The 18,556-nt window shown below is 43.1% G+C and carries 17 protein-coding genes; 2 read left to right on the top strand and 15 right to left on the bottom strand.

Annotated elements, in window-relative coordinates:
- Positions 1-10: 10 nt before the first annotated feature.
- Positions 11-550, top strand: coding sequence for an inosine/xanthosine triphosphatase (gene yjjX / locus HCZ11_RS13630; protein ID WP_167658667.1), 540 nt, complete (start codon positions 11-13; stop codon positions 548-550).
- 11 nt (positions 551-561) lie between these two features.
- A complete protein-coding gene (gene yjjG, locus HCZ11_RS13625; RefSeq protein WP_167658666.1) occupies positions 562-1,236 on the top strand; it encodes a pyrimidine 5'-nucleotidase in 675 nt (224 codons plus the stop codon).
- 71 nt (positions 1,237-1,307) lie between these two features.
- Here yjjG and lpxC read toward each other — a convergent pair whose 3' ends face one another.
- The 15 genes from lpxC to rsmH form a co-directional block, all read right to left on the bottom strand.
- Positions 1,308-2,219, bottom strand: a complete 912-nt coding sequence (lpxC, locus tag HCZ11_RS13620) for a UDP-3-O-acyl-N-acetylglucosamine deacetylase (RefSeq protein WP_036971181.1) — start codon at positions 2,217-2,219, stop codon at positions 1,308-1,310.
- A 104-nt stretch (positions 2,220-2,323) separates the two neighbouring features.
- Complete coding sequence (ftsZ, locus tag HCZ11_RS13615) at positions 2,324-3,571, bottom strand: cell division protein FtsZ (protein ID WP_054561045.1); 1,248 nt, start codon at positions 3,569-3,571, stop codon at positions 2,324-2,326.
- Between the two features lie 21 nt (positions 3,572-3,592).
- Complete coding sequence (gene ftsA, locus HCZ11_RS13610; protein ID WP_167658665.1) at positions 3,593-4,825, bottom strand: cell division protein FtsA; 1,233 nt, start codon at positions 4,823-4,825, stop codon at positions 3,593-3,595.
- Positions 4,822-5,601 carry a cell division protein FtsQ/DivIB gene (locus HCZ11_RS13605; protein WP_167658664.1) on the bottom strand — a complete coding sequence of 260 codons (780 nt, stop codon included), beginning with the start codon at positions 5,599-5,601 and terminating at the stop codon, positions 4,822-4,824. Before HCZ11_RS13605 ends, ftsA begins: the two co-directional genes overlap by 4 nt.
- Before the next feature lies 1 nt (position 5,602).
- Complete coding sequence (locus HCZ11_RS13600) at positions 5,603-6,523, bottom strand: D-alanine--D-alanine ligase (protein WP_167658663.1); 921 nt, start codon at positions 6,521-6,523, stop codon at positions 5,603-5,605.
- Positions 6,520-7,971 (bottom strand): UDP-N-acetylmuramate--L-alanine ligase, encoded by a 1,452-nt coding sequence (gene murC / locus HCZ11_RS13595; RefSeq protein WP_130050551.1) that lies wholly within the window; start codon positions 7,969-7,971, stop codon positions 6,520-6,522. Before murC ends, HCZ11_RS13600 begins: the two co-directional genes overlap by 4 nt.
- 2 nt (positions 7,972-7,973) lie before the next feature.
- Positions 7,974-9,047: an undecaprenyldiphospho-muramoylpentapeptide beta-N-acetylglucosaminyltransferase gene (gene murG / locus HCZ11_RS13590; RefSeq protein ID WP_167658662.1), complete on the bottom strand. Its 1,074-nt coding sequence runs from the start codon at positions 9,045-9,047 to the stop codon at positions 7,974-7,976.
- Positions 9,044-10,219 carry a cell division protein FtsW gene (gene ftsW / locus HCZ11_RS13585; protein ID WP_130050549.1) on the bottom strand — a complete coding sequence of 392 codons (1,176 nt, stop codon included), beginning with the start codon at positions 10,217-10,219 and terminating at the stop codon, positions 9,044-9,046. The genes murG and ftsW overlap by 4 nt, the downstream gene beginning before the upstream one ends.
- Positions 10,216-11,541 (bottom strand): UDP-N-acetylmuramoyl-L-alanine--D-glutamate ligase, encoded by a 1,326-nt coding sequence (murD, locus tag HCZ11_RS13580; RefSeq protein WP_167658661.1) that lies wholly within the window; start codon positions 11,539-11,541, stop codon positions 10,216-10,218. Before murD ends, ftsW begins: the two co-directional genes overlap by 4 nt.
- On the bottom strand, positions 11,542-12,624 hold the full coding sequence (gene mraY, locus HCZ11_RS13575; RefSeq protein ID WP_130050547.1) for a phospho-N-acetylmuramoyl-pentapeptide-transferase: 1,083 nt from the start codon (positions 12,622-12,624) through the stop codon (positions 11,542-11,544).
- On the bottom strand, positions 12,618-14,006 hold the full coding sequence (murF, locus tag HCZ11_RS13570) for a UDP-N-acetylmuramoyl-tripeptide--D-alanyl-D-alanine ligase (protein ID WP_167658660.1): 1,389 nt from the start codon (positions 14,004-14,006) through the stop codon (positions 12,618-12,620). Before murF ends, mraY begins: the two co-directional genes overlap by 7 nt.
- Positions 14,003-15,481 carry a UDP-N-acetylmuramoyl-L-alanyl-D-glutamate--2,6-diaminopimelate ligase gene (gene murE, locus HCZ11_RS13565; RefSeq protein ID WP_167658659.1) on the bottom strand — a complete coding sequence of 493 codons (1,479 nt, stop codon included), beginning with the start codon at positions 15,479-15,481 and terminating at the stop codon, positions 14,003-14,005. Before murE ends, murF begins: the two co-directional genes overlap by 4 nt.
- Positions 15,474-17,291 (bottom strand): penicillin-binding transpeptidase domain-containing protein, encoded by a 1,818-nt coding sequence (locus HCZ11_RS13560; RefSeq protein ID WP_130050544.1) that lies wholly within the window; start codon positions 17,289-17,291, stop codon positions 15,474-15,476. Before HCZ11_RS13560 ends, murE begins: the two co-directional genes overlap by 8 nt.
- Positions 17,288-17,614: a cell division protein FtsL gene (gene ftsL / locus HCZ11_RS13555; protein WP_130050543.1), complete on the bottom strand. Its 327-nt coding sequence runs from the start codon at positions 17,612-17,614 to the stop codon at positions 17,288-17,290. The genes HCZ11_RS13560 and ftsL overlap by 4 nt, the downstream gene beginning before the upstream one ends.
- A complete protein-coding gene (rsmH, locus tag HCZ11_RS13550; RefSeq protein ID WP_130050542.1) occupies positions 17,614-18,549 on the bottom strand; it encodes a 16S rRNA (cytosine(1402)-N(4))-methyltransferase RsmH in 936 nt (311 codons plus the stop codon). The genes ftsL and rsmH overlap by 1 nt, the downstream gene beginning before the upstream one ends.
- Positions 18,550-18,556 lie beyond the last annotated feature (7 nt).

Genomic DNA, 18,556 nt, shown 5'->3' with positions numbered 1-18,556 from the left:
AGTCGTCGGCTTGAAACAAACATTACGTGTTATTGTCGGTTCAAAGAACCCTGTTAAAATTAACGCAGCTAAACATGTCTTTAGTCTTTACTTCCCAAACCATACGATTGAATGCCTAGGCGAACATGCGCCTTCTGGTGTTCCAGATCAGCCGCTAGGCGAAGACGAAACCCGTATTGGCGCTGAAAATCGTGTTAAATATTGCCAAAACCACTTTGATGCCGACTTTTATGCAGCAATGGAAGGTGGCGCAGAACAATTTAGTTATGGCGCAGCAACCTTTGCCTTTGTAGTGATTGCAAACAAGCAGCAATTTAGCGTTGGTCGAAGTAGTAACCTTCCTTTACCGCAACCTTTTTACAATGCCTTGCTGGCTGGCAAAGAGCTAGGTGATGTCATGGATGATGCATTCAATACCGTTAATATTAAACAACAAGGTGGCGCTATTGGCTTACTAACCAATCACCTTGCTACGCGTGAAAGCACTTATGTACAAGCGCTGACACTGGCAATGGCGCCATTTTTACACCCTACTCTATTCAATCAGTAATTAGGATAACCATGAAGTATAGCCACGTATTATTCGATGCCGATGAAACGCTATTTAGCTTTAATGCATTTGAAGGTTTAAAAGTGATGTTCGCTAATTACGGCGTAGAATTTACTGATTCAGATTATCATCATTACCAAGCAACCAATAAGCCGCTTTGGGTTGCTTATCAAAAGCACGAAATTACTGCTAGTGAGCTGCAGATAACTCGCTTTACAGAATGGGCGAATAAACTCGATGTGCCAGCAAAAGCACTTAACGATGGCTTCTTAGACGCTATGGCTTCTATTTGTGTGCCACTACCCGGTGCCGTTGAATTACTAACAAAATTAAAACCACACGCCAAGCTAGGCATCATTACCAATGGGTTTGCTAAGTTACAACAAAAACGCCTAGAGCACACTGGTCTACAGGATATGTTCGATTGGCTTGTTATTTCAGAATTAGTCGGTAAAGCAAAGCCTGCCCCAGAAATTTTTCAACATACATTTCAACTCATGGGTAATCCGCCAAAAGAGCAGATTTTAATGGTTGGTGATACCGCCGCCAGCGATATTTTAGGCGGACACAATGTCGGTATCGACACTTGCTGGTTGCAACATCCTGGGGTTGAGTTACCAGAAGATATTAAACCAACCTATCAAATCAATCAGTTGGTCGAGCTTGAAGCGATTCTTGGCTTATAGTTCTAGATAAATGATTGGCAAAAAAAATGACGCTTAAAGCGTCATTTTTTATAACTGTAATATGCTTGCGATTAAGCTGTCGCTACTTCTAGGCCTGGTGCTGGCATCGTTACTGGGGTATCGAATGTTGCCCATTCCCATGCTGACTCAGTCGCCATAATTTTACGAAGTAGTTTATTGTTTAAATCATGGCCTGATTTATAAGCCGTGATTTTACCTAGAATGTTGTGGCCAGTCATAAACATATCGCCCACACAGTCTAAGATCTTGTGTTTCACAAACTCATCGCTATAACGTAAGCCGTTTGGATTTAGTACTTTAAACTCATCCAATACAACTGCGTTATCCATGCTACCACCTAATGCTAGGTTGTTAGCGTGCATATACTCGATATCTTTCATAAAGCCGAAAGTACGTGCGCGGCTGATTTCTTCAGTGAAGCTTTGTGCCGTGATATCTAAACCGATACGTTGGCGGCTTTCATTGATTGCTGGGTGATCAAACGCAATTTCAAAATCGATGTGGAAACCATCGTATGGTTCGATCTCAGCCCATTTATCGCCTTCTTCAATACGTACTTTTTCTTTAATACGAATAAAGCGCTTAGCTGCATTTACTTCTTTAATGCCGCCTTTTTGTAACAAATAGATGAATGGTAATGCACTACCATCCATGATTGGTACTTCTGAGCTGTCTAATTCAACAATTAGATTATCAATACCCATTGCCGCTACCGCCGCAATAAGGTGCTCAGTCGTAGATAAACGAACGCCATCTTTGTTTGTTAAACAGGTACACAATTGCGTATCACCAACGGCTTCTGGTGTTGTTTCAAAATCAACAACCGGATCAAGGTCTACGCGACGAAATACTATCCCAGTATTTGCGCTCGCAGGTCGGAGAGTAATAGTGACCTTCTCACCTTTATGAAGTCCAATTCCTATGGCTTTGACTACTTCTGCAATCGTACGCTGTTTAATCATAGGTTCGCTCACTTATAGTTACAGTTAGACGGCGAATTGTATCATAAATACATCCAGCTGCCAATTTGTTTATTTATCGAACAAAATAACCAGTAAAAGTCTATTTAGTCAGCTTGCTTTCTAAGAAAAGCAGGGATATCGAAATAATCTCCCCCTTCTGACTTATCAGATTTTTTGCTGCTCTCAGTGCTGCTAGATACTGAGCTGCTCGTTGTACTTTGTTGTACTGGCTCTTGCTTTTCAGACGCAGATGACATGCTTACATCATCGCTGCTACCTTGACTTGCAAAGCTTGGTACATACATGCTGCTCGTTGTTTGGTTCATTGAGCTTTGTACATCAGAACCTGATGCTTTCTTAAAGCCATTATCAACAATACCAAACTGTGGACGACGGTCGCCGCCTAAACCTGTTGCAACAACCGTTACACGTAACTCGTCGCTCATTTCAGGGTCAATTACCGCACCTACAACCACTGTTGCGTTTTCTGACGCAAGTGCTTTAACGTGGTTACCAACAATTTCAAATTCTTCAATCGCAATATCCATACCTGCGGTGATATTAACTAGGATACCTTTAGCACCTGTTAAATCAACATCTTCAAGTAGTGGGCTTGAGATAGCTGCTTCTGCAGCTTCTTGAGCACGGTCAGGACCAGACGCAGATGCTGTACCCATCATCGCAGTCCCCATCGCTGACATAACAGTACGTACGTCTGCGAAATCCACGTTGATTAGACCAGAACGTGTAATTAGCTCTGCAATACCTTGTACCGCACCAAATAACACATCATTCGCTTTTGCGAAGGCATCTAATAGTGTAGTGCCTTTGCCTAAAACTTTAAGCAATTTGTTGTTAGGAATTGTAATAAGTGAGTCTACAGTTTCTGACAATTCATTAATGCCTTGTTCAGCAGCTGCAGCACGCTTTTTACCTTCGAAGTCAAATGGGCGCGTTACAACTGCAACCGTTAGAATACCTAACTCTTTAGCAATTTTAGCAACCACTGGCGCAGCACCTGTACCGGTACCACCACCCATACCTGCAGCGATGAACACCATGTCAGCGCCTTCAAGGCTAGCACGGATAGTTTCAGCGTCTTCTTCAGCTGAATTACGGCCCACTTCTGGGTTAGCGCCCGCACCCAAACCAGAGGTGATTTGCGTACCTAGTTGTACAGTTACATCAGCTGATGAATTACGTAATGCTTGTGCATCCGTATTCGCAGCAATGAAACGTACACCTTCAATTTGTTGTTTTACCATGTGCTCAACAGCGTTACCGCCGCCACCGCCCACGCCAATTACTTTAATGACAGCTTCTTCGCTGTGCTGTTCCATCATATCAAACATGTTTACTCTCCGACTTGAGTTTTAAAACTCACCTTGGAACCATTTAGTAATACGGTTCCACCAATTATTATCACCTTCAGCTTTCGATTTTTGTGCATTCATCGATTGCATAGTACGGCCGTATTGTAACAAACCAACCGCGGTCGCGTACGAAGGATCATCTACATAATCTGTCAAACCAACCATCCCGATCGGCTTGCCAATTCTGACTGGCATTTGGAAAATGTCTTCTGCCACTTCCATTGCCCCAGTCATTTTTGCTGTTCCGCCAGTAATGACGAGACCTGCAGCAATTTGGTCTTCAAAACCTGAGCGACGTATTTCTTCCATAGCCAGCTCAAATAACTCTCTAAAACGTGGCTCAACAACCTCAGATAAGGTATGGCGCGACATAATACGCGCAGGTCTGCCACCTACACTCGGTACTTCAATCGTATCTTCGTTGCTTGCCATTTGGCTACTTGCACACGCATATTGTACTTTGAGTGACTCAGCATGTGATATAGGAGTTCTAAATATTTTTGCAATATCACCAGTCACTTGGTTACCAGCTACCGGAATAACGGCTGAGTGGCGAAGCGCACCATTAATATAAATAGTGATATCCATCGTACCACCACCAATATCTAGAACAGCTACACCGAGCTCTTTTTCATCGTCGGTTAATACTGAATAACATGATGCCAATGCCGTGAAGATCAACTGATCAACTTCAAGCCCACAACGCTCAACACATTTTTCGATATTCTTAGCCATATCGTTTGAGCAAGTAATGATATGCGCCCGAGCTTCCATACGTACACCGCTCATACCTAATGGGTTTTTAATCCCTTCTTGCATATCGATGCTGTACTCTTGTGGCAGTGCATGCAGCATTTTTCGTTCTGCCGAAATAGGGACCGAACGAGCAATGTGGATGACATTTTCAATATCTTCGTCAGTCACTTCAGTGTTGTTAATCGCAACGACACCGCTTTCGTTTTGGCACTGGATATGTTTTCCAGAAATACCTAAATAAACAGAGCTGATACGACAATCAGCCATCAACTCAGCTTCGTCTATAGCGCGACGAATCGACTCAGAAACAAGGTTAAGGTCGTTAACGCCGCCTTTATCCATACCATGCGATACTTGGCTGCCAACACCCACAATGCTTAGTTTGTTATCTGCGGTGATTTCACCAACGGTGGCCACAACTTTCGATGTGCCAACGTCTAATCCAATCACTAGGTTTCTTTCTGCTGACTTGGTCATGCCTTACTCTTATTTTCTAATTGTTCTTCTTGCAATGGCTTCCAGCTCACTGCAAGGCCGGTATCATACCGTAAATCAACAACATCGATCTGTGCATCTGCACGTTGTTCCATGCGCGGATACACGTCAATAAAACGCTGTACACGCTTTGCTTTTTCTTTGCGGCCTAAGTTCAGGCGAATGCCGTTATCAAGCCATAACTGCCACGAAAAGCGCTCAGAAAGCGCTAAACTGGTCAGCTCTAAGTTATTCAATTTGAGCATTTCTTGAAATTGACGAAATGCTGTCCACGCTTCGATTTCACTGCCTTCTGGGCCATATAGTTGAGGCAAGCTAGTGGGTAATTTGTCACTACTTGCTTGAAACACTTCACCAGCTTGATTTAACAGTAAATCACTATTCCAGTGCGCTACAGCTTGGTGCTCTACTACATATACCTGCAAGGTATCAGGCCATTGTTTTCTGACCGATGCCGTAGCAACCCAAGGCAAGCTTTGTACTAAGCGTTGCACATGTTTTACGTCTAATTCAAAAAAACTCGATAAGTCGGCTTTTCTTATTGCACCAATAATTGCTTTTTCATCAGTGTATTGGGGCTGCCCTAAAACTGATAAATGCTTTATTTGCGCGTCTTTGTTCTCTACCAACCAATCTGAGACGCCTGTGGTGATTTTTACTAATGCAAAAATCACCAATAGAAAAAAGCTCACACCAAAAATCAGCGACCAGTTTAACTGCGGTTTTAATTGTTGCACTTTTTCTAAAAAAGGATGCATATTAAAGTGTTTGCTCCAAAATGCGAACAACTAATTGCTCAAAGCTTGAACCATTCGCTTTTGCCGCCATTGGTACTAAAGACTTTTCGGTCATGCCAGGTACCGTATTTACTTCTAATAAGTAAAAGTTACCTTGCTGATCACGCATTGCATCAACACGGCCCCAACCACTTGCACCGACTAAATCAAACGCTTTTAATGCCATATCTTGCAATAATTCAGTTTCTTGCACAGATAAATCTGCAGGGCAATGGTACTGAGTTGTATTTGATTGATACTTAGCTTGATAGTCATAAAAACCATTTGGCGTCGTCATCTCAATGACAGGTTGAACATCTTGCCCTAGTACAGCAACAGTAAATTCACGGCCAGTGATCCACTGTTCCACCAGTACTTGGCTATCAAACTTAAATGCGGCATTAAGTGCAGTATCTAGTTGCTCTGCGTTATTTGCTTCTGCCATACCAATACTTGAACCTTCATGTGACGGTTTTACCATCACTTTGCCAAATTCATTGATAATCGCTTGGCTATCAAATTCATGGCGGCTATCAACTACAGCATAGGGTGCTGTGCTCAACCCCATTGCTTTAAATAAATGCTTACAACGCACCTTATCCATCGCAAGCGCTGAGCCAAGAACATCACTACCGGTATAGGGGATCCCCATAAATTCTAGAGCGCCCTGAATAGTGCCATCTTCACCACCGCGGCCATGAAGAGCAATAAATACACGTTCAATTTTTAACTCTTTTAATTGCCATAACGGCTGATCTTTCGGATCAAAAGCAATGGCATTAACACCCACACTTTGCAAAGCGCTCAATACGGCTTGGCCTGATTTTAGAGAAACTTCTCGTTCGGCAGATGTGCCACCAAAAAGTACCGCTACTTTGCCAAATTTGTCGCTTAACTGGCTCATACATTTACCTGCTTTAGTTGTTCAATAGACAACTTAGTTGCTGCTAACTTTTTCACTAACTGGCCTATGTTACCAGCGCCCTGTGTTAAAACTAAATCATTATCTTGCAGTGTATTCGCAAGTACACCGGCAAGCTCAGAGCTACTAGCAACATGTAATGGCTCTTTACCTCGCTGTCGTAAGCTACGGCATAAACTCTTGCTGTCAGCACCGACAATTGGCTCTTCACCTGCTGAATACACATCAAGCAATAACAACTGATCAACGTCAGCCAGTACTTTTACAAAATCCTCGTACAAGTCACGAGTACGACTATAACGGTGCGGCTGGTAAACCATCACTAAACGTTTATCCGGCCATCCCTCACGAACCGCCGCAATTGTCGCTGCCACTTCTGATGGGTGATGACCATAGTCATCAACTAACATGACATTGCCACGTTCATTTTCAAACGTTCCGTAATGCTGAAAACGACGGCCTACCCCTTCAAATTTTGTTAGCGCTTCTAAAATTGCATGGTTAGCAATGTTTTGATCTTTAGCAACTGCAATTGCAGCCGTTGCATTAAGCGCGTTGTGCTTGCCCGGCATATTAAGCGTTACTGCTAGGCTTTCACCTTGTTTATTCACCACATTGAATGAGCAAGTATTCGCTGTTTGGCTAAAATCAGCCATTCGATAATCAGCTTCTGCTGATTCACCATAGGTGATAACAGGGCGTCCAAAACGAGGAATAAGTTCTGCCGCAACTTCAGAATCAATACACACTACAGCTAAACCATAAAACGGTAAGTTATGAATGAAATCGACGTAAGTATCTTTCATTTTTTCTAAGCTACCGCCATAGGTGTCCATGTGATCTTCTTCTACATTGGTGATCACCGATACCATAGGTTGTAAATGTAAGAATGACGCATCACTCTCATCAGCTTCAGCTATTAAAAAATCGCTTTTACCTACCTTGGCATTACTCCCTGCACTATTTAACAAGCCACCAATAATAAAGGTTGGATCAAGGCCTGCTTGTGCATAAATGCTGGCAATTAAACTGGTTGTTGTGGTTTTACCATGGGTGCCTGCCACTGCGATACCGTGGCGAAAACGCATTAATTCAGCCAGCATTTCTGCACGGCGAACAATTGGAATACGCGCCGCTTTGGCTGCTTTAATCTCAGGGTTTTGCTCATTAATCGCACTTGATACCACCACAACACTGGCATCTTTTACATTATTTTCGTCATGACCAATAAATACTTCTGCACCCAGTTGAATTAAGCGCTCAGTCATCGCACTGTGCGCAATGTCTGAACCTGTGATGCGGTAGCCTTCAAAAGCAAGTACTTCGGCAATACCACCCATACCTGCGCCACCAATACCAACAAAGTGGATGGTGTCGATACGACGCATCGCAGGGCGAGTGTTGTTTTCTTTCATCGTGCTTTCTTTCACTACTAATCTCTTCTATCTGCTAGTTGCTCACAGCGCTTTGCAACATTGGCTGTGGCATCTAAAATAGCAAGCTGTTTTGCTTTGCTTGCCATTGTTGAAATTTTTTCTGGTGCGCTGACATACGGTGTTAATAACTCCACAACCGCCGCTTGATTAAACTCACTTTGCTGCATAATCAATGCAGCTTGCTCAGCGACTAAATACTTTGCATTAGCAGTTTGATGGTCATCTACAGCATGTGGGAAGGGCACAAATAACGCCATTCGACCCGCAGCAGCAATCTCACTAACCGTTAACGCACCAGCGCGGCAAATTACCAAATCGGCCCATTGATATGCACTATCCATATCATCAATGAATTCAGCAACTTTACTATTTTCAGCTAACCCTAACTGTTGATAGCTAGCAGTCACATTAGGTTCATTATTTTTACCCGTTTGATGCCATATATTAAGCGCTGTTAGCGCTGAAAGTTCACTGAATACAGCAGGTAAAGTTTCATTGAGTACCTGAGCGCCCAGTGACCCACCTACCACAAGCACATTGATTGGCGAAGTCGTTTTTTTAGCAGTGACATTAGCAACACTTGCTCGCACCGGATTGCCAACCACTTCACATTGTTCTTTTGCAAAAGCCGACGGGAAAGCTGCCAGCACTTTATTAGCAAACTTTGCTAACCAACGGTTACTCATACCTGCAACTGCATTTTGCTCATGAATAACCAAAGGAATACCTAAGCTTTTCGCTGCAAGTCCAGTGGGTCCAGTTACATAACCACCCATAGCTAAAACAACATCAGGCTTTTGCTTTTTTAAAATTTTACGTGCTTGAAAAATGGCATTCATCACCATAAATGGTGCTTTAATCAAGCGCTTAACCCCGTTGCCGCGCACACCTTTCACATTGATAAATTCAATCTCAATGTTGTGCTTAGGAACGACAGTTGCCTCCATTCTGTCAGGGGTACCAATCCAGCTAACCTGCCAGCCTTGTTGCTTTAAAAAGTCAGCAACCGCAATACCTGGGAAAATATGCCCACCGGTACCGCCAGCAACAACAAGTAACTTTTTACTCATCGCTTACCTCCACGTGAGGTTGCCTGCTTAGTCGCCATTTTGGTTTCAAAATCTATTCGCAAAAGTACACCTGTTGCTATGGTCATAATTAATAAACTAGAACCACCGTATGAAATAAACGGTAATGTTAAGCCTTTCGTTGGCAAAATACCCGCGCTAGCGCCAACATTGACCATGGTTTGAAACGCAAACCAGATACCAATAGCAAAGGCAAAATAGCCTTCGTATTCTTTGCCACATTTCAGCGCTTTTTGGCCAATTAACAGGGCTCTAAATACAAACACACCGAGCACTATCAAAATACTTAATACGCCAAAGAAGCCAAGCTCTTCACCAATCACAGCAAAGATAAAGTCATTATGTGCTTCAGGTAGGTATTGCAGTTTTTGCACGCTATTACCTAACCCTTGACCAAACCAGCCACCTTGGCTGTATGCCATTAGCGATTGTACTAACTGATATCCTTTACCGAATGGATCTTCCCATGGCTCCAAAAAGCCTGTTACTCGAGCCATGCGATATGGTTCAGCGATGATCAAAACCACAACTGCTGCAATACCAGTTAAGATAAGACCAAAAAATTGCCATAGCTTAGCACCTGCTAAAAACAACAAACCAACAGTCGTCACAAACAGTACAACAACTGTTCCTAGGTCTGGCTGCATCAAAATCAAAAACGCATACACACCAAAGACAGCTAATGGCTTAAAGAAACCTTTTAAGTTCTCTTGTACTTCTTCACGTTTACGCACTAAGTAACCAGCAATGTAGCTAAAGAAATACAACTTGGCGGCCTCAGCAACCTGAAAGCCAACAGGACCAATTGGTATCCAACGCTTTGCACCATTTACTTCACGGCCAACAATAAGCACCAAAACGAGCAAACCTAAACCTAGTAATAATAAGTAGGCGTTACTGCGCTTCCACCAATCCATAGGCACGTTAGTGGCAATCCAAAACAAGAAAAAGCCCATAATTAAGAACATGCCGTGGCGAATAATAATGTGATACGGATTATCAAATAATCGCTCTGCTGTTGGCATAGAGGCACTGGTTACCATCACAAAGCCAACGCCAATCAACATCAACATGCAATACAACAAAGGCACATCATAAAGCTGTGGCGATTGTTTTGGTGTTAATGCTTCACGGATGTCAGCAAATGCAATCATACTGCCTCCGCCAATACACACTGTGTAAAGTCATCACCACGTTGCATATAGTTGTTATACATATCAATGCTGGCACAAGCCGGTGCTAATAAAACGATATCGCCGCTCGTGCTTAACTTTTTTGCCAACAGCACAGCTTCATGCATATTGGTTGTTAGGTGGCCTTTATCAGTTAGTGCCACTAACGCTTTAGCGTCTTTACCGAAACAAACAAGCGCTTTCACTTTGTCGTTTAAGTATGGCTTTAAGGCATCTAAATCAGCCCCTTTCGCATCACCACCAGCAATCACAATCAATTGCTTTGCTTGGCCCGCCAAGCTATCAATAGCTGCGATGGTTGCGCCTACATTAGTCGCCTTTGAATCATTAAAATATTTTACTTCATTTATTTCAGCGACAAACTGACAACGATGTGCCAGCCCTGTAAAGGCACTGAATGCTTGCTGATAATGCTCTTTCGCGATAGCAAACGGGCTCAGTAACGCCATGACCGCTAACGCATTTTGTTGATTATGTGAGCCTACTACTTTCAAGCAGCTTGCAGGTAATACAGGATTGCCTTGTGCTGCAAAGTATTGTTCACCTTGATGTTCAACCAAAGCAAAATCTGCATTAGCGAGCGCAAAGCTCACTTGGGGCTGCTTTGCAGTATGCGTTGCCACATCAATGGCATTAACTACCGCAAGCTCAGAGCCGTTATAAATACTTTGCTTAGAATCTATGTATGCTTGGTAGCTTGGATAACGATCGAGGTGATCTTCGCTAACATTCAATACACAGGCACTTTTTGCTTTTAAGCTGTGTGTGGTATCAAGCTGAAAGCTCGACAGTTCAAGTACATACACATCATAGTCTTGCGATAGTAAATCAAGTACCGCAGTACCAATGTTGCCACCAAGGCCAACTTTATAACCGGCCGCTTTAAATACTTCAAATGCCAAAGTTACAACTGTCGACTTACCATTTGAACCAGTCACCGCAACAATTGGTTTATCGGTTAATCGGGCAAAAAGCTCAACGTCACCAATCACTTCAACACCAGCATCAATCGCTTTTGCTACAGCAGGTGTCGCGAGGCTTAGACCTGGACTGATGATAATAATGTCATTACTAGCTAAGTCAGCCTGTTCTAAATCACCAAAGTGGGTTGTTAACTCACTGGCATGCTCGTTTAACCAATCAGCTCCAGGAGGAGCCGAGCGGCTATCAACAACGATTGGCTTAATATTCTGAGATAATAAAAAACGCACAATGCCCAGACCGGTTACACCGAGTCCAAGCACTGAAATTTGTTTGTTTTTAATCTCGTTAATGACTGTCATTTACCTGATCTTTAATGTCGCAAGGCCAGCAAGTACTAGCACGATTGAAATAATCCAAAAGCGCACAATAACGCGCGGTTCAGGCCAACCTTTTAATTCATAATGGTGGTGAATAGGCGCCATTCTAAAAATACGTTGGCCACGTAATTTGTAAGAGCCTACTTGTAAAATCACCGACAATGCTTCCATTACAAACACCCCCCCCATGATGACAAGTATCAGTTCTTGACGAACAAGCACTGCAATAATACCCAGTGCTCCACCAAGTGCTAATGAGCCTACATCACCCATAAATACTTGTGCTGGGTAAGTGTTAAACCATAAGAAGCCTAGTCCTGCACCTACAATCGCAGTACACACAACCACAAGCTCACTAGCTAATGGTAAGTGTGGAATATGTAGATAGCTTGAGAAATTAACGTTACCGGTTAAGTAAGCAATAATGGCAAGTGCCGCCGCCACTAAAATCGTAGGTACAATCGCTAGACCATCAAGGCCATCTGTCAGGTTTACCGCGTTCGACGTACCTACAATTACAAAGTAAGTCATAACGATATAAAACAGCCCAAGCTGAGGTAACACATCTTTGAAAAACGGTACTACTAACGAGGTTTCGCTGCCTTGCTGCGACGTAAAATAAAGTGCACTTGCAACCACTAACGCAATCACTGATTGCCAAAAGTATTTCCACTTCGCAATTAAGCCTTTAGGATCTTTACGGATCACTTTACGGTAGTCATCAATAAAGCCAACCACACCTAACGAGCCCACTACAAATAGGGTTGCCCATACATATTTATTTGAAAGGTCAGCCCACAGTAATGTGCTGGTAAAAATTGCCCCTAGAATCAAAATGCCGCCCATGGTTGGCGTGCCTTTTTTAGATAAATGAGACTCAGGACCATCGTGACGAACCACCTGACCAATTTGCATTTTTTGCAATGCACGAATCAGCTTAGGGCCAAAATAAAGAGAGATAAGCAGCGCCGTTAAAATACCTAAAATCGCACGTAGCGTAAGGTAAGAAAAAACATTAAAACCACTGTAATACTGTGTTAAATACTCTGCCAGCCAAACTAACATGACGATACTCCATTGTTGCCATTTTGCTGGCCATTTACTAAATCTGTGACCACAAGTTCCATACGAGAACTACGCGAACCTTTTACAACGATCGTGGTTTTTTGCATCGATTGAGCAAGCTCTCTTTGTAATTGTTGTAATAATTGTTCACGGCTTGAGAAGTGGCGGTTTGGCTTTTCAAATACATCACTGGCTGATTTGCTTAATACCCCTAGGCTGTACAGCTCATCAATGCCTTTTTGCTGCGCGTATTCACCGACTTGTTGATGATAAAAACGAGCTTCTTCGCCAAGCTCCCCCATATCTCCTAACGCAAAAATACGACGGCCCGGCATATCACTTAATAAATCAATTGCCGCTTTAACCGATTGCACATTTGCGTTGTAGGTATCATCAATAACAGTCAAAGTGTCTGATACTTTGAGGACGTTAACACGGCCTTTCACTTCACCCATGGTTGCTAATGCTGATGCAACATTTTCAAGGCTTACACCCAACTCAGTAGTTAAGGCTGTGGCAATTAAAGCATTGGCAATATTATGTTTTCCAGGTAATGCGAGGGTGACAGGCACTTTTTTATCTTTATTACAAAGCACAAAAGAAGCACGGGCTTGTTCATCAAGCACCACATCTTCTGCCCAATAATCTAGTTGTTGGCTAGTAGAAAAGCGTTTTACGTTGCGATCATTTAATTTTTCGAGCCAAAAATCGGCAAAATCACTGTCGCAGTTAACCACAGCGACACCATCAGGCTTTAAGCCGTCATAGATTTCACCCTTTGCCGTTGCTACACCTTGTAATGACCCAAACCCCTCTAAGTGAGAAGCTGCAACATTACATACCACAGCAACATCAGGTTTCGTCATTGCAACAGTGTAAGCTATTTCACCAATATGATTGGCACCTAATTCAATTACCGCATATTGATGCTGTGGCTCAAGGCGTAATAACGTCAGTGGTACACCAATGTCATTATTAAAGTTGCCTTTTGTTGCTAGGACTTCACCGTGATCAGATAAAATCGCCGCACACATTTCTTTAACGGTCGTTTTACCTACGCTACCTGTGATAGCAATCGTTTTTGGTGCGACCTGAGCCATGACAGCAGTACCAATTTGGCCTAACGCAATGCGCGTGTCGCTAACCACAAACTGTACAATATCGACATTAACGGGACGCGCAACAATAGCAGCTATCGCCCCTTTTTCTTTTGCTTGCGCAACAAATTTGTGGCCGTCAAAGTTGGGGCCTTGTAGCGCTAAAAACACTTCACCATCGCACAAAGTACGAGTGTCTGTGTTGATGTTTTTTACCTTTTGATTACCACCTTGGTAATCTCTTGCTAGAACATTTGCTAGCCAATCAAAATCCATAGGGATCATAACTGCGCCCCTTGCGATTTTTCTTTTAGTTGTTGTTGTACATATTGACGATCGCAGAAGTCGATTCGTTGATCGCCAATAATTTGATAATCTTCGTGGCCTTTACCTGCAATCAAAATCACATCATCAGCACCGGCTTGTGATATAGCATAACTAATTGCTAGCGCTCGGTCTGCTTCACAATGTGCAAGTTCTGGCTGTTCAAGCCCTGCAACCACATCTGCGATAATAGCGTTTGGATCTTCACTACGCGGGTTATCACTAGTAACAATAATACGGTCTGCATTGCCTTCTGCGGCTTTGGCCATCATCGGGCGTTTACCTTTATCACGATCACCACCGCAACCAAACACGCAGCTCACTCCACCCGGTACATGTTTTTGTAGTGCTTGTAATGCAAGAGCAAGTGCATCTGGAGTATGAGCATAATCAACAATGCAGGTTGGTTGACCTGGCTCACTAAATGCTTGCATGCGCCCAGCGACTGGTTGCAGTGTTTTACAGGCTTCAACTAATAAAGTGAGTGGGTAGCCCATACCTAATAAAGTGGCCATTGCAGCAGCTAAATTATATAAGTTAAATTCACCGAATAGTGTGCAATTAACCTCAGCCTGCCCCCAGCTGGTATCAAACTTCGCCGAAATACCTGCATTATCGTAAGTCACATCACTGAAATACACAAAACGTGCATTTTCAGGCGATAAATTTTTATGACCATAACAAATCAGGTTATTAAAGTCGTACTTTTCCAACCATGCCTCAACTTGAGCATCATCTTGGTTAAGTACCACAAGCTCTGGCATATGGTTACGCATTAACATCAACTTAGCATCACCATAGGCATCCATAGTGCCATGATAATCTAAGTGATCACGTGAAAGGTTAGTAAACACCGCAGCTTTAAACTGACAATGATCAACACGGTGCTGTACTAAGCCATGTGACGAAACTTCCATAGCCACAACATCACTCTGTTGCTCTACGAGTTCAGATAAAATACGCTGCAAATCAACACTTGATGGTGTGGTGTTAGCAAGCTCAGTGAGATTATCAGGGTGCCCATAGCCAAGTGTACCAATCACCGCTGTGCGTTTTTGACAGTACGCAGCTAAATGCGCGATCATCGCTGTTGTCGTTGACTTGCCATTGGTGCCTGTTACACCCACTAAATCAAGTTGCTTTGATGGCTGTTGATAAAAAGCAGCCGCGAGTGCTGGCAACTTTTTTGCTAAATCTGTTACTAAATAAAGTGGTTCAAATTCACAATCGAACTCACATAAACGGTCAGCAATTATTGCCACCGCACCATTTTCAATGGCTTTTTCAATAAACTGTCCGCCATCAAGTTGATGACCTTTAATAGCAACAAACACATCGCCAGCTTTCACATCTCGACTATCAAGACGTAGTTGATTGACCAATAAACTATTGGCCTCAATATCAATATGATTAAGAATCGGTTTTAAATCACGCATCGTTATCTTTGCCTTCTACGTACGCAACCGCATCTTTGTCCGGTGCGACGTTTAGAATTCTTAAGGCATTGGAGACAATCTCTGCAAATGCAGGGCCTGCCGTCGCACCGCCGTAATAAACATCTCCACCCGGTTCGTTAATCAATACTACTACTGCTAAACGCGGGTTACTCGCAGGTGCAATACCAGCAAAGTAACCAACGTATTCGTCACCATAACCACCGACAGCCGCTTTCTTAGAAGTACCTGTCTTACCTGCGGCACGATAACCATCAACATGAACTTTTTGTGCAGTACCGCCTTTTTCAAATACGCTTTCCATCATGTGGACAACAGCTTCAACGTCTTTTTGTTGAAAAATACGTTCGCCTTCAGGTACCGAATCTTGTTTAAGTACAGTCAATGGGCGCATGACACCACCTGAACCTAACATGGCATAAAAACGCGCCATTTGTGCGGTGCTTACTGCTAGATTATAACCAAATGATAGTGCAGCAATTTCATGATCAGACCAACGGCGATTTGGGTAAAATAAACCACTACTCTCACCAACCATGCCAGTACCACTATCGCTACCAAAGCCAACTTTTTGATATAGGCCAACAAAGTAATCTTTTGGAAGTTCTTGGCTAACCTTAGTCACCCCCATGTTGCTTGAATATTTTAAGATTTCTCTTAAAGTCATCTCACCATGATTACGAGTATCCTGTACTAGACTACCGCCTACTCGCATCCAGCCGGGGTATGTATCAACGATTGAATCCGGTTGAATTGTGCCGTAGTCTAAACCAGCTAAAATGGCTAGTGGCTTAACAGTGGAGCCAGGTTCAAATAAATCGGTAATCGCTCGGTTACGGCGCTTATGCGGTGCGGCATCATTAAGATTATTTGGGTTAAACGATGGGCTATTTACCATCGCTAACACTTCACCTGTTTTAACATCCACAACCATGGCTGAACCTGAGGTCGCTTTGTAAGATAACACCGCTGATTTTACTGCTTTATAAGCAATTGCTTGAATACGTTGGTCGATACTTAAGTGAATGCTCTCTGGCTCTACGCGCTCACGTTCATCAAGCACCTCTACTTCACGACCTTGGGCATCTTTACGAATAGTGCGCTGACCTTCAACGCCCGTTAACGCCTTTTCATAAAGCTTTTCAATCCCTTCAATACCATGGCCATCAATGTTAGTGAAACCAATAACATGAGCCGTCACTTCACCGGCTGGATAATAACGTTTTGATTCATCCAGTAAATGGATACCCGGTAAACGAAGATCGCCAATATAGTTAGCAACCGCAGGAGTGACTTGACGTTTTAAATAGACAAAGCGTCGCTTTGGATTATCACGAAGACGAGAGTTAATTTTGCTAGGTTCAATACGTAGTACATCCGCAAGCTCACGCCAACGAATATCATTATTGTAATAAGCAGCAATACGTTTGTTTAATTCTGCCGTGTTTTCAGCAAGCGCTTGTTGGTCTTCACCGTTTTTGCGTGCTTGACGCAGTACCTTACTGATCAATGACTTGTTTAACGCTTTAGGGTCGGCATAAACACTCACTACAGGCACACTTACAGCTAGTTCTTTACCATTGCGATCGAAGATCATGCCACGTTGCACATGTTGTTTTTCAACACGTACCGTGCGTTTATCACTTTCTGAGCGCGCTTTATCAGGCTCAATTACTTGTAAAAATGCGGCACGTGCGACCAGCGACATGAATACTAAAAATACGACTGAACACACCAGCGAAAAACGCCATGTGATCAAAGTATTTGTTGGCTTTTTCCCTCTGCTTCTCATTGCAGTATTACCACCTGTTCATCTTTGCTTGTTGGCCGCTTCATTTCTAATTGCATGGTTGCCACTTCTTCAATGCGCGCATGCTGCGAATAAAACTCTTCTTCTACTAGCAAGTAACGCCACTCAAGATCGAGCTCATCGCGCTCTTGCAATAATTTATCTTGCTCTATCAATTGTTGACGCGCTAAGTGCGTCACCTGAACCACACTCAAACTAGAAGCAAGAATCACAACCAATAAGGCCAAGGTCAGCTTATTAGCTCCTAGGCCTTTAAAAATTTCCACAAATAAGTTGGGTTGTCGATTCACCGCTTTAGCTTTCATTACAGCCTCTGTGCAATCCTTAATACCGAACTACGTGAACGCGGATTAGCTTCAATTTCCGCCTTACTTGGCTTAATGGCTTTACCCACTGCCTTTAACGTCAGGTTTTTATTTATTTGTGCATCAGTCAAAGGCAGACCTCTGGGTATCGCCTCTCCCTTACTCTGTTTTTTTATAAACTGCTTAACAATGCGATCTTCTAACGAGTGAAACGAAATAACGACTAAACGTCCACCTGGCTTTAAAACGTCAACAGCGGCTTGCAGTGCAGTTTGAATTTCTTCAAGTTCACTGTTGATATAAATACGGATCGCTTGGAATGTTCGTGTTGCAGGATGCTTATACTTGTCTTTAACCGGCACAGCTTCATCGACTAAATCAGCAAGCTGCTTAGTGCTAGTAATAGGTGTGTGCTCACGAGTCTCAATGATTTTATGGGCAATGCGACGACCAAACTTTTCCTCACCGTAGGTTTTAATCACATGGGTAATATCTTCAAGTTCAGCTTCAGCTAACCATTGTGCAGCACTGCGACCACTGGTTGGGTCCATGCGCATATCGAGCGGGCCATCTTTCATAAAGCTAAAACCGCGTTCAGCATCATCAAGCTGTGGTGAAGAAACACCGATATCTAACAAAATGCCGTCAACCTTACCGATTAAATCATTATCTTCAGCAACGGCTTTAAGATTTGAAAAACGCGTGTGGGCAATCGAAAAACGTGCATCATCAGCAAATTTTTCAGCAGCTTTAATAGCTTGTGGATCTTGATCAATCGCTTGCAAGCGACCTTGTTCACTTAAACGCGCAAGAATTTGCCCTGAGTGTCCGCCGCGACCAAATGTGCCATCCATATAAATGCCTTCGGGTTTAATATCCAAAGCATCTATGGTTTCGTCCATCAGTACAGAGACATGTTCAAATTGCGCTGTCATTAGCTAG

This window comes from Pseudoalteromonas sp. HF66 (assembly GCF_011806445.1).
GTDB lineage: Bacteria > Pseudomonadota > Gammaproteobacteria > Enterobacterales > Alteromonadaceae > Pseudoalteromonas > Pseudoalteromonas apostichopi.
This window is presented reverse-complemented; position numbering and strand designations above follow the sequence as displayed.

What these genes read in the sequence shown, in the direction of transcription:
- yjjG (WP_167658666.1), top strand. Translation starts at nt 562, where the DNA reads ATGAAGTATAGCCACGTATTATTCGATGCCGATGAAACGCTATTTAGC.
- lpxC (WP_036971181.1), bottom strand. Translation starts at nt 2,219, where the DNA reads ATGATTAAACAGCGTACGATTGCAGAAGTAGTCAAAGCCATAGGAATT.
- ftsZ (WP_054561045.1), bottom strand. Translation starts at nt 3,571, where the DNA reads ATGTTTGATATGATGGAACAGCACAGCGAAGAAGCTGTCATTAAAGTA.
- ftsA (WP_167658665.1), bottom strand. Translation starts at nt 4,825, where the DNA reads ATGACCAAGTCAGCAGAAAGAAACCTAGTGATTGGATTAGACGTTGGC.
- HCZ11_RS13605 (WP_167658664.1), bottom strand. Translation starts at nt 5,601, where the DNA reads ATGCATCCTTTTTTAGAAAAAGTGCAACAATTAAAACCGCAGTTAAAC.
- HCZ11_RS13600 (WP_167658663.1), bottom strand. Translation starts at nt 6,523, where the DNA reads ATGAGCCAGTTAAGCGACAAATTTGGCAAAGTAGCGGTACTTTTTGGT.
- murG (WP_167658662.1), bottom strand. Translation starts at nt 9,047, where the DNA reads ATGAGTAAAAAGTTACTTGTTGTTGCTGGCGGTACCGGTGGGCATATT.
- ftsW (WP_130050549.1), bottom strand. Translation starts at nt 10,219, where the DNA reads ATGATTGCATTTGCTGACATCCGTGAAGCATTAACACCAAAACAATCG.
- murD (WP_167658661.1), bottom strand. Translation starts at nt 11,541, where the DNA reads ATGACAGTCATTAACGAGATTAAAAACAAACAAATTTCAGTGCTTGGA.
- mraY (WP_130050547.1), bottom strand. Translation starts at nt 12,624, where the DNA reads ATGTTAGTTTGGCTGGCAGAGTATTTAACACAGTATTACAGTGGTTTT.
- murF (WP_167658660.1), bottom strand. Translation starts at nt 14,006, where the DNA reads ATGATCCCTATGGATTTTGATTGGCTAGCAAATGTTCTAGCAAGAGAT.
- murE (WP_167658659.1), bottom strand. Translation starts at nt 15,481, where the DNA reads ATGCGTGATTTAAAACCGATTCTTAATCATATTGATATTGAGGCCAAT.
- HCZ11_RS13560 (WP_130050544.1), bottom strand. Translation starts at nt 17,291, where the DNA reads ATGAGAAGCAGAGGGAAAAAGCCAACAAATACTTTGATCACATGGCGT.
- ftsL (WP_130050543.1), bottom strand. Translation starts at nt 17,614, where the DNA reads ATGAAAGCTAAAGCGGTGAATCGACAACCCAACTTATTTGTGGAAATT.
- rsmH (WP_130050542.1), bottom strand. Translation starts at nt 18,549, where the DNA reads ATGACAGCGCAATTTGAACATGTCTCTGTACTGATGGACGAAACCATA.